This is a genomic window from Novosphingobium taihuense (genome assembly GCF_007830315.1).
GTDB classification, from domain to species: Bacteria; Pseudomonadota; Alphaproteobacteria; order Sphingomonadales; family Sphingomonadaceae; genus Novosphingobium; species Novosphingobium taihuense.
Genome location: NZ_VLKJ01000001.1, coordinates 686,903 through 697,375 on the forward strand (window position 1 = coordinate 686,903; position 10,473 = coordinate 697,375).

Here is a 10,473-nt window from a genome sequence, read left to right on the forward strand (position 1 = left end):
GTCGCCAAGCTGAAAAGAAAAGGGGCAGCCATCGCTGACCGCCCCCGTTCCCTCATGAACCCTGAACCGATCAGAAGCGCTTCTGCACGGTGACCGCCCATTCGCGTGGGCGACCGACCTGGCTGTAGGCTGTGCCAGTGAACAGATAGACCGCAGCGAAGCGGAAGGGCGTGTAGTATTCGTTGAATACGTTCTGCACTTCCATCGAGATCGACAGGTCTTCGGCCTCGTTCCGCCAGGTCAGGCGGGCGTTGCCGATGTCATAGGCGTTGAAGTACTCGATCGGCGCTCCTGCAGCGATGCGCCCCGCGCTGGTCTTGCCGGTGTGGGCAAAGTCGAAGCGCGGTGTCAGCGAGCCAGCACTGCCGAGATCGGCGCGGTACTGGATACCGAAGCTGTACTTCCACTTTGGCGTCACGATCGGGTCGGTCAGCAGGATCGCGTTGCCCACGCGCGGATCGATGTTCTTGTAGTTGCCAGTCAGGTGGCTGAGCGAGGCATCGATATCGAGGCCTTCGATCGGCGAGGCCTGCATTTCGAGCTCGAAGCCCTTGATCCGGCCGTTGCCCGCGTTCTGGCGTGCGCCGCAGGGCGCGTTTGAACCCAGCGATGCGCAAGTAATGAGCGGAAGCTGGATGTCGTTGTAGTCGTTGATGAAGCCAGCGAGGTTCAGGCGCAGACGCCGGTCAAACAGATCGGTCTTGAGGCCTGCTTCATAGGCCGTGACGGTTTCGGGATCGAAGCTGCCGTTCAGCGCCTGCGCGGCGTCAAACGGACGCGCGGTCACGCCGCCGCCCTTGAAGCCAGTGCCCACGGTGACATAGGCCAGCACTTCCGGGCTGAAGCGGTAGTCGGCCGAAACGCGCCAGTCCACACGGTCGCCCTTGAACGTCGCCTTGACTCCGTCCAGCGCGCCAAGAGCGGTCGAGACAGTGCCGTCATAGTTCTTGCGGACGAAAGTGTAATCCTTGGCTTCCTCGGTGTAGCGCAGGCCACCGGTCAGCGTCAGGCCGTCAATCGGACGGGCGATCACGGTGCCGAAGACGGCCTTGCTGTCAGCATTGACCGGGTCATTGCCGACGAACTGGATCAGGCCGGCATAACGGATGTCCTGTCGCGTGAAGTAGACCGAGCGCTGATCGGAGTAGAACCCGCCGAGGGTGAAGTCGATCTTGTCACCGATCTTGCCGTTGAGCCGCAGTTCCTGGCTGAAGAACCAGAACTTGAGGTCATTGTACCCCTGCCCGACAACGCCCAGGTCCGGGGTGAAATCGTCATCCGTGCCCCATATCTGGCGGTAGTTGCGGTAGGCGGTGATCGACTGCACGTTGAGCGAGTCATTCAGCCCGATGGTCATGTTGGCCGAGAAGCCATAACCATCGAACTTCAGCCGGTTGGGCATCTCGTAGCCCTGGGTGACCTGCCCGCCCGGCGGTGCATAGAAGTTGGCGTAGGTGCAGAAGCGGCCGCAATTGTAGCTCGACATGTCACGACCGGCGAAACCGCCGAACGGGAAGCCGACGCGGTCGGCACGGGTGATGACTTCGGCGGCGTTGGTGCGTTCTTCGTGCGTGTAATCGCCGGTGATCACGATGTCGAAATTGTCGCCCGGATTGTAACGCAGCGAACCGCGAAGGCCCGCATAGCCCTTTTCACCCAGCTTATCGATCACGCAGTCAGAACCGGAGCCTGGACGGGCGGTGATGCCCTGCGCGTTGCCAGGGTTGGCGCAGCCATAGTCGACCTGATCGACATAGCCGTTTTGGCGCTTGTAGACGCCAGAGATGCGCGCGTAGAGATCCTGCGCCAGGATGAAGTTGGCGCTGCCGCGGATGTCGACGCGGTTGCGGCTGCCGTAGACCGCCTCGACCATGCCGGAGTTTTCGTCCGAAGGCTTCTTCGAGAACAACTTGATCGCCCCGCCAATCGCGTTGCGTCCAGTCAATGTGCCTTGCGGCCCGCGCAGCACTTCCACGCGTTCAAGGTCGAGCAGGTCGAAAATCGAGCCTGTCAGCGTCGCATAATAGACATCGTCAACATAGATGCCGACGCCCGGCTCGTATGCTGGGTTGAAGTCAAACTGGCCGACGCCACGGATTGCAGCACCGAGCGAGGAGCCATAAGCACCGCCCATCGCGTTCAGCGTCACATTCGGCGCCTGCTGAGCGATCTGCGACAGGTCCGTCTGGTTGCGCGAGGCGAGCAACTGCGCATCCACCGCGGTGATCGAAAGCGGGGTATCCTGCAGGCGCTGTTCGCGGAACTGCGCGGTCACCACGATCTCGCGGGCCGATTCCGAAATGTTCTCGTCAGCCTGGGTCTGCGCCTGCGCTTCCTGCGCAAGAGCGGGCATAGCCATGCCGAGCGAAAGCGCGGCAAGGCTGCCTGCAGCGAGCAGGCGCACGTGTGACGTGGTACGATGGGCTTGAGCCATATCCCCTCTCCTGTATGGTCCTCTTCGGAACCGGTTGCTGTTTGTTAGTAAGACATACTAATTACCGCTTTGCAAGCCTAACATTTGCGCGGGTTCAACAGGGGCTGGAGTGATGCAGATCGGGCACACTTCGCCCCTTGCCGAACACCGGGAACACGGCGATAGAAGCGGGCGATGGACAATACGCCGCCCGCAGAGCCACCCGCCGACACAGCCGCCCAGATCGAGGGTGAGGTTGCGCTGCTGGTCGACCTGCTCAAGCTCGGCACTTTCATCGGTGCGCCAATGCGCGAAGGTGTGGCCGATCCGCTGGGGCTTACCACCACCGACTTGCGCATCGTTCTCGCACTGGGCGGCGAAGGGGAACTTGCGGGGCACGACCTGTCGGAAATCATGGGCGTGCCGCCGATGAACGTGAGTCGCGCGATTGCTGCACTCATGCAGCGCGGCCTCGTCGAGCCCGGCGCCAACCGTGTCAATCGCCGCCGCAAGCCTGTCCGCCTGACGGAGGCCGGTCAGCGTCTGTTCGCCCGTACAATCCCGGCCATGGCCCATGTTGGTGCCGACCTGTTCAAGGGCGTGCCTGCGCGCGACCGTGAGGCTTTCCGCCGCGTCGCTGCATCCGTCCTGACGCGCATCGGCCGCTGGGGCGGGTAAACCGCCCCGGCAATCGTCAGGGCCACTTCTTCTGCAGCCTGGTGAAATCGCCCACGGCAAAGGCCTTGGCCAGCACCGGGTGGGCAAAGCTCATCGCCACTTCCTGACGGTGCGGCCAGGTCTGGCGGACGTCGGTTTCGGGCAGGAGCCGGTCCGGCCCGATCGGGTTTTCGGGGAAGCATACGGCGGCAGGTTGCAGGTGCGCCACGGTCTTTGACCAGCCGGTTTCGTAATCGGCCTGCCACTGCATCATGTAGTCCAGCCGCTTGATCTTCCAGACGCCGTCCTCTTTGACGTAGTCGTTCTCGTAGATCCCGCTTTCCCAGAATTGCTGCGGCATGCCCTCGGGCTTGTCCCCCAGGATGTCGTCATGCCAGCCACCGGCAAGGATGCCGCGAAAGCGGCCCTTGGCAGTCAGGCCGTCTTCGGAAATGGTGATCACGTCCTGCAGCTGGAAATGGTCGAGCAGCAGCCCGTGCACGGGGCCGCGCCGCCCGCCGGTGAACAGGTTCTGGAACCACGTGCCGTAGAGCCGCATCACCCCTTCATAACCGACGTATTCGCCCGAGAGGAACACGACCGCGCCGTCGCGCGCGAATAGCCCGGCCACTTCCTCGGGCCGGTTGTAGTCGATGTAATAGCCATAGGCCCATTGCAGGCGGCGGATCGCGTTGAGATCCTCAAGCTCGGTCACGCGCGCTTCGAGCGCGGCAAGGCGGGCAGATACATCGGTCATGGCTCAACTCTCCCAAGTTGGTGCTATTTGTAAGTAACACTAACAAATATTTTGCCGATTGCGAGAAGGAAAAATGAAACCGATCGCACCTTGCGCACGAACTGCCCGGCGTTACGTTCTGTCCCGGACGGACAATGGAGAATCTGCGATGTGCGATGAGATCACCGAAGCCGAAAACACCGCGTTCTTCCTCAATCGCCGCGAATTCGCAGGGCTTGGTGCAGGCGCCGCCGCACTCGTAACGCTGCCGGGATGCGCCACGGCAGCCGAGGCCCCCACCGCGAGCCGCGACGTTGTGATCGACACGCCCGATGGCAAGGCCGACGCGTTCTTCGTCTACCCGAAGAAGGGCAAGCACGCCGCCGTGATTATGTGGCCCGACATTGCGGGCCTGCGCGATGCCTACAAGACCATGGGCACCCGCCTTGCCGCTGCCGGTTATGCGGTGCTCGTCGTCAACCAGTATTACCGCTCCAGCCCGGCCCCGATCCTGAATTCGCTGATGGAGTGGCGGTCTGACGCTGGGCAGAAGAAGCTGAAGCCGATGATCGCCGCGATCACGCCTTCGGGCACCACGACCGACGCCGCCGCCTTCGTCTCGTGGCTCGATGCGCAGAAGGAAGTGAACTCGAAGAAGCGCATCGGCTCGTGCGGCTATTGCATGGGCGGCCCCTTCACCGTGCGCACCGCGTTTGCAAACCCGGCGCGCGTGGGCGCGGCGGCTTCGTTCCACGGCGGCGGCCTTGTCGGGCCGGAAGCTGACAGCCCGATCAACCTGATCGCCAAGACCCGCGCCGCCTACCTCATCGCCATCGCCAAGAACGACGACGAACGCGCGCCAAAGGAAAAGACCCAGCTTCGCGCCGCTGCCAATGCTGCAAAGCGCCCCGCCGAGATTGAGGTATACCCGGCGCAGCATGGCTGGTGCACGCTGGATGCGCCGATCTACGACAGGACGCAGGCGGAGAAGGCTTGGGGGCGGATGCTGGCTTTGTTCAAGGCGAATTTGTGAGGTGTGGGGCCGGTTTTGCAGGGTTTTTAGTGAAAGCCGTCCATCCGGATACGACGCAGTTGCAGCCATTCGGCGCGTGGCTTATCGTCTTAGCGTGATACGCCTACTGATATACGGGGGGCTAGCGAGCTTCAGCCTTGCTTCGTTTCCGGCCTTGGCTTGCTCGCCGCTTGACCCGCAGTTATTATCGACACAAGAAATCACAAGTTCCACTAAGGAACGCCTAAAGTACGCTGACGTAATAATTGACGGTGTCGTCGTAAGTGACAACGATCGCACATATCTCAAGCCAATTAAAGTTTGGAGAGGAAAGACTGTTAAGCGCTACTATATAGATAATAACCATTGCGGCGTTATCTTGCCGCATGGTGATAAAGTGCGAGCTTTGTTGGAGGGGGATGGGTCGCACTTCATCATGATGCGCCCTCTCCGTGGGCGAAGGGCCGATACAAGGTTGTATGATAGAATTATCGACAACCACTTGGGTGAGACTCGCCCGGCAGGCTATGAGAACGGAAGCGGGCAACGTTTCGCGCCACCGATAAAGTGGCCACGCTAAGCGACTGCTTCCCACCCCGTTCCCGCCGACGAGGCACTTTAATACTCTACCCAAAAGCCGCCGTCGCCCCGGGCTTGACCCGGGGCCCCGCTGCCTTTGCGCGAGTTGGTGGCGTCAGCTTGGCCGAAGGAGAAAAGCGGGATCCCGGGTCGAGCCCGGGATAACGGGGGTTGAAAAGGGCGTACCCCTCCCCCTTGAGGGGGAGGCTGGGTGGGGGTGCGCTGTGCTGAGAGGCAGTCGCGAGGCTGGGCCTCGCTCCCCCACCCCTGCCCCTCCCCGGTGGGGAGGGAGGAGCGTCAGTTCTTTGAGCCCTCGATCAAGATCGGGCGCAAAGTCGCAGTATCGAGACCGTCGAGGCACCCGGCGTTAATTGCAAACTTGTCGGGCAGCTTGCGCATTCGGTGGAAGGTGTAGCAGCCACATATCGAACAGAAGTAGTGGATCGCAACACCAGTGTTGAAGCGGTATTCGTTCAACGCATCGCGCCCGGTCACAATGACCAGATCGGACTCTGCACACCGCAACATGATCGAATTGCGCCGCCTGCACATCGAGCAGTCGCAAAGGACAGAGTAGGACGGATCGCATTGTGCCGTGAAACGTACTGCCCCGCAGTGACAAGCACCGCTAAACGCTTGCAGCACGCTGGCCACCGTCATGCCCCTCAAGCCCCCCGCAGCATCTCCGCATTGTCCTCGATCATCTGGCGGACCGAGCGGGCCTTGCGCCCCGTCAGGCGCTCCACATCGTCGGTGCGCAGCTCCAGAAACCCCTCGCGGATGGCGCGGCCGAAGCTGACCATGTCGTCGCTGTTCCAGGGGATGCCAGCGACTTCGAGATCGTCGACCGGGCGGCGGGGCACGCCCATCGCGTCGAACATCGCGTATTGGCCTTCGTCGTCGAGCGAGACGTGTTCGACGGGGCGTCCGGTCACTTCGGCCATGATCGCGGCGACTTCGCCGAAGGCCTGCAGGTCGGGGCCGGTGATGTTGTAGATCTGGCCTTCATGTCCCGTGCCGGTCAGCACGGCGACGGCGCTTTCGATGCAGTCATCGCGCCAGACCATCGCCTCGCGGCCTTCTCCGGCGTTGGAGAACCACTTGCCGCTCTGGATCACGCCGGGGCCTGCCATCAGGATCATCGCATCCGCATAGTGCGCGTCGCGCAGCATGGTCCAGCCGCAGCCCGAGGCGCGGATCAGGCGTTCGGTCTCGATATGGTCGTGGCGGACTTCGGCGGGGTTGGCGGGATCGTCGATGCCGATGAAACTGGTGTAGATCACGTGCTTCACACCTGCTGCTGCGGCCGCATCGATAGCCGCCTTGTGCTGCACCACGCGCGCGCCGACGCGGGTGCCGGAGATCAGCAGCATCCTGTCAGCGCCCTGCACCGCTTCGGCCAGCGTTTCCGGCTTGTCGAAATCGCCATAGCGCACGGTGCAGCCTTGCGCGGCGCGCTCAGCCAGTTTTTCCGGCTTGCGGGTGATCAGGATGAGATCTGCGGCGCGGCCCTGCGCGATCAGGCGGTCGGTGACGCCACGGCCATAGTTGCCCGAGGCTCCGGTGATGACGATCCTGCCCATTTAAATCCATCCTCTTTACGTGCTCCCCCGCGCAGGCGGGGGCCTCAGTCGGTTTACTGAAGGGTTCCGTAACAACACCGAGGCCCCCGCCTTCGCGGGGGCACAAACCTGTCTAGGCGAGCGAATCCAATTGCGCCTGCGGCACCCACCAGCCGTGCACCTGCGGGCGCAACCGCGTCGGGATGTTGACCTTGGCGACGGGCCCCGCGCCGATGTTCCCCGCATCGACCACCCACGCCTCATGCACGAACTGGTTGTCGCCGATCTGCTGATCCATGATAAACACCAGCCAGCCGTCCTTTGCCGGATCGGTGGCAGGCACATGCACCGGCTCGTTGAACCCGGCCATCGGCGGCAAGGCGAGCGCATTGGTCACCTGCGGGGTGGCTGTGTCCATTCCGTCCAGCCGCAGCAGCATGTTGAAGCTGACGCCCACCGGCCCTGCGAACAGCGGCGGCCCCTGAAGCTGCGGGTTCATCGAAAGCATGAAACCGGTCTTGTAAGGCCGCCCCTGCAGCCTGGCCGGGATCACCGGGAAATCGCCGGGAGGCCCGATGATCATTTCGGTCACCTCGCCGCCCTCGCTGCGCGGATCGACCGTCCAGCGGGTGAGCGCGCCAACCACGTCCTGCGGCCCCATGTGGATGCCCGACGGTTCGCGGATGAAGGCGAAGGCGTTGGTATTGTTGAGGCAGGCGTCGAAGTGGAGCATGCCCTCGGCATCCTCCCACGCGTTCATCATGTGGTACGAATGGCAGCCCTTGGGACCCTTGAACCACTTGATCTCGCTGACATCGCCATAGCGCGGCATCACGCCGAGCCATGAGTCCAGTTCGGGCTGATGATGCCAGTGCTCGCCCCCAGCCTTTAGACGGTCAAGATCCGCCGTCGTCGGATAGATCGGGAACAGCGCGTAGTTTTCGCTGATCGTGAAATCGTGCATCATCGCGCAGTAGGGTGCGTCGAACCATTGCTCTGACTTCAGCGTGCCATCTGGCGCGACGACGCAATAGGAGACCTTGGTCGAAGCCTGCCCATCGGCCTCGTAGCCGTAGAAGAACAGCTCACCCGTCTGCCCATCGATCCGCACGTGCGCGGTCATCGTTTCAGACTTCAGCGCACCGCCGAAATCGTAGGAGCCGAGCGTTTCCAGCGTCTTTGGATCAACGCGATAGGGCCGCCCGTCCTCCTTGGCCATGAGCAGGCGGCCAGCGTGCCAGACCGGCGTAGTATTGGCCACGGTTCGGTCCACGCCCTGCACCGAGGCGTCATCGGTGAAGGGGTTGCGGTACTTGCCGAACAGCGCCTTCCGGGCGGCTTTCTCGGCCTTGTAACGCGCGGTTTCGACATACTTTTGTGCGAAATCAGCCGTGCCATCTTCGTTGAACGACAGGCGGCTGACCATGCCGTCGCCCGACAGGGTGTGGTCATTGTCGAACATCGGCGGGAATGCCGGATCGGGCACGGCGCGATAGAAGCTGCCGCGCACTTCAGGCGGCAGATCGCCTTCGACCTTCAGGCCGCGAATGTCGACCTCCTGGCCCACCGGCTCATTCGCGCCGGTGAAATAGATCGTCTGCGGAAACGCGCCCATGACCTTACCCTCACCCTATCATTTGTTACGATAGGTGTAGCGCGTTCCCGCCCAAGATCAAGCCCACCAGTATGCGGTCGCGCGCATTTCGATGCTGACGCGGGGCGGGGCATTGGCAGGGCAGCCGGGCAGGTCGAACGCCACGTGGGGCACGTGATGCGCGCGGGCGGGATCACTGTCGTTGGTCTTGAACAGCACCGCCTCGTCGATGGTCATCTGCGAGAACCAGTGCCAGCGGTGCGCAGCGTTGTGCGCCACCACCAGCCCTTCGAACGACCACTCCGGCTTGCCCGGCTCGTCAAACACGGCATCGGCGAGGATCAGGTCCTGGGGCGCAAGACTGCGCGCGTCGCAGAACGCCAGCGGCACGTCCTGCGGCGGCGGCGAGATCGCGCGCCAGACGTTGTAGTGTGCGCAGCGCACGAAGGGACGCCCGTTCGCCCCGCGCTCGCCAAACTGCTGCGCCGTAAGGTCCGAGATGTCGATATGGGCAAAGCGTGCGGGCATCGAGTTGTTGAGGCTGCCTGCCTTCCCGCTCCTTTCGGAAAAGCGCAGCAGGCCCGGCGCGCCGACATGGACGAAGTCGGCATTGGTCTGCGCCTGCACCAGTTCCTCGATCTCGCGCATGTGGATGCGCGCGACCTGATCGCGGTCTGCAAAGTCGGTAACGGCGCTCTTGTGCGCGATGATCTCGAAGCCTTCGCGATCGATGCTGGCGCCCAGACCCCGCGCATCGGTCATTGCCATTGCCACGAGGGAAATTTCGACCTCGTCCCGCTCATGCGCATTGGCATAGTAGCGCGGGCGCGTGAACTTGCGGCCCGAATAGGCAATCAGCGCATCCATCCTTGTCTCCTCACCGGCCCGCTTGTTGGCGCGGGTCCGTGTAACTCCCCAACGAAAAAGGCCCGCTGTTTCCAGCGGGCCCTTCATCAGATCAGCCAGCGGCCAGCTGCTGTTCCAGCTCGCCCAGCACGCGGTAGCAATCGAGCACCTTGGCAACCGAGCTGTTCGGCTCGCGCCCCTCGCGGATCGCGGCGATGAATTCGCGGTCCTGCAGTTCGATGCCGTTCATGCTGACGTCCACCTTGGAGACGTCGATGGGCTCTTCCTTGCCGTTCACCAGATCGTCGTAGCGTGCGATGTAGGTGGCGGTATCGCCGATGTAGCGGAAGAAGGTGCCGAGCGGGCCGTCATTGTTGAACGACAGCGACAGGGTGCAGATTGCGCCACTTTCGCTCTTGAGCTGGATTGACATGTCCATGGCGATGCCCAGTTCCGGGTGGATCGGGCCTTCGACGGCATTGGCCTTGACGATCTTGCCCGCCTGGTAGGCGAACAGGTCAACCGTGTGCGCGGCGTGGTGCCACAGCAGGTGGTCGGTCCACGAACGCGCCTCGCCCTTGGCGTTCATGTTCTTGCGGCGGAAGAAGTAGGTCTGCACATCCATCTGCTGGATGTTGAATTCGCCAGCAGTGATCTTGTTGTGCACGTACTGGTGCGAAGGATTGAAGCGGCGGGTGTGGCCGACCATGCAGACCTTGCCGGTTTCCTGCTGAACCCGCAGGACTTCCTGTGAATCCGCCCAGCTGTCGGCCAGCGGGATCTCGACCTGCACGTGCTTGCCAGCCTTCATGCAGGCGATGGCCTGCGCGGCGTGCATCTGCGTCGGCGTGCACAGGATCACGGCGTCGACGTCGTCACGCTCAAGCGCTTCTTCCAGTTCAGTGCCGGAATGCTTGGCGCCATACTTCTCAGCAACGGCCGCAGCCTGCTCTGCGCGGCGGCTGATGATCGAGGTGATTTCGACGCCGTCGATGTTCTTGAGGCCGTCGAGGTGCTTTTCGCCGAACGCGCCGGCGCCTGCCAGGGCTATGCGCATGTCTGTTCCCTTTCCTG

General features: G+C 62.7%; 9 protein-coding genes. 2 read left to right on the forward strand and 7 right to left on the reverse strand.

Annotation, left to right across the window (positions count from 1 at the left end):
- Positions 1–70: 70 nt before the first annotated feature.
- Complete coding sequence (locus tag IQ25_RS03255; RefSeq protein WP_144902146.1) at positions 71–2,434, reverse strand: TonB-dependent receptor; 2,364 nt, start codon at positions 2,432–2,434, stop codon at positions 71–73.
- Between the two features lie 174 nt (positions 2,435–2,608).
- Here IQ25_RS03255 and IQ25_RS03260 point away from each other — a divergent pair, with 174 nt between their 5' ends.
- A complete protein-coding gene (locus IQ25_RS03260; protein ID WP_144902148.1) occupies positions 2,609–3,091 on the forward strand; it encodes a MarR family winged helix-turn-helix transcriptional regulator in 483 nt (160 codons plus the stop codon).
- Positions 3,092–3,107: 16 nt separating this feature from the next.
- Here the strand turns inward: IQ25_RS03260 and IQ25_RS03265 are convergent, their stop codons facing one another.
- Positions 3,108–3,827, reverse strand: a complete 720-nt coding sequence (locus tag IQ25_RS03265) for a nuclear transport factor 2 family protein (RefSeq protein WP_144902150.1) — start codon at positions 3,825–3,827, stop codon at positions 3,108–3,110.
- 148 nt (positions 3,828–3,975) lie between these two features.
- On the opposite strand from IQ25_RS03265, the gene IQ25_RS03270 reads away from it, so the two are divergent.
- Entirely contained in the window at positions 3,976–4,839 is an 864-nt protein-coding gene (locus IQ25_RS03270; RefSeq protein WP_144902152.1) for a dienelactone hydrolase family protein, read from the forward strand.
- 855 nt (positions 4,840–5,694) lie between these two features.
- Here IQ25_RS03270 and IQ25_RS21305 read toward each other — a convergent pair.
- The 5 genes from IQ25_RS21305 to IQ25_RS03295 all read right to left on the reverse strand — a co-directional run bounded on the left by IQ25_RS21305 (position 5,695) and on the right by IQ25_RS03295 (position 10,456).
- Positions 5,695–6,057 carry a GFA family protein gene (locus IQ25_RS21305; RefSeq protein ID WP_144902154.1) on the reverse strand — a complete coding sequence of 121 codons (363 nt, stop codon included), beginning with the start codon at positions 6,055–6,057 and terminating at the stop codon, positions 5,695–5,697.
- 5 nt (positions 6,058–6,062) lie between these two features.
- Positions 6,063–6,980 (reverse strand): SDR family oxidoreductase, encoded by a 918-nt coding sequence (locus IQ25_RS03280; RefSeq protein ID WP_144902156.1) that lies wholly within the window; start codon positions 6,978–6,980, stop codon positions 6,063–6,065.
- A gap of 112 nt (positions 6,981–7,092) precedes the next feature.
- Complete coding sequence (locus IQ25_RS03285) at positions 7,093–8,574, reverse strand: carotenoid oxygenase family protein (RefSeq protein WP_144902158.1); 1,482 nt, start codon at positions 8,572–8,574, stop codon at positions 7,093–7,095.
- 57 nt (positions 8,575–8,631) lie between these two features.
- Complete coding sequence (locus IQ25_RS03290; protein ID WP_144902160.1) at positions 8,632–9,420, reverse strand: CmcJ/NvfI family oxidoreductase; 789 nt, start codon at positions 9,418–9,420, stop codon at positions 8,632–8,634.
- Positions 9,421–9,511: 91 nt separating this feature from the next.
- Positions 9,512–10,456, reverse strand: a complete 945-nt coding sequence (locus tag IQ25_RS03295) for a Gfo/Idh/MocA family oxidoreductase (RefSeq protein WP_144902162.1) — start codon at positions 10,454–10,456, stop codon at positions 9,512–9,514.
- Positions 10,457–10,473: the final 17 nt, after the last annotated feature.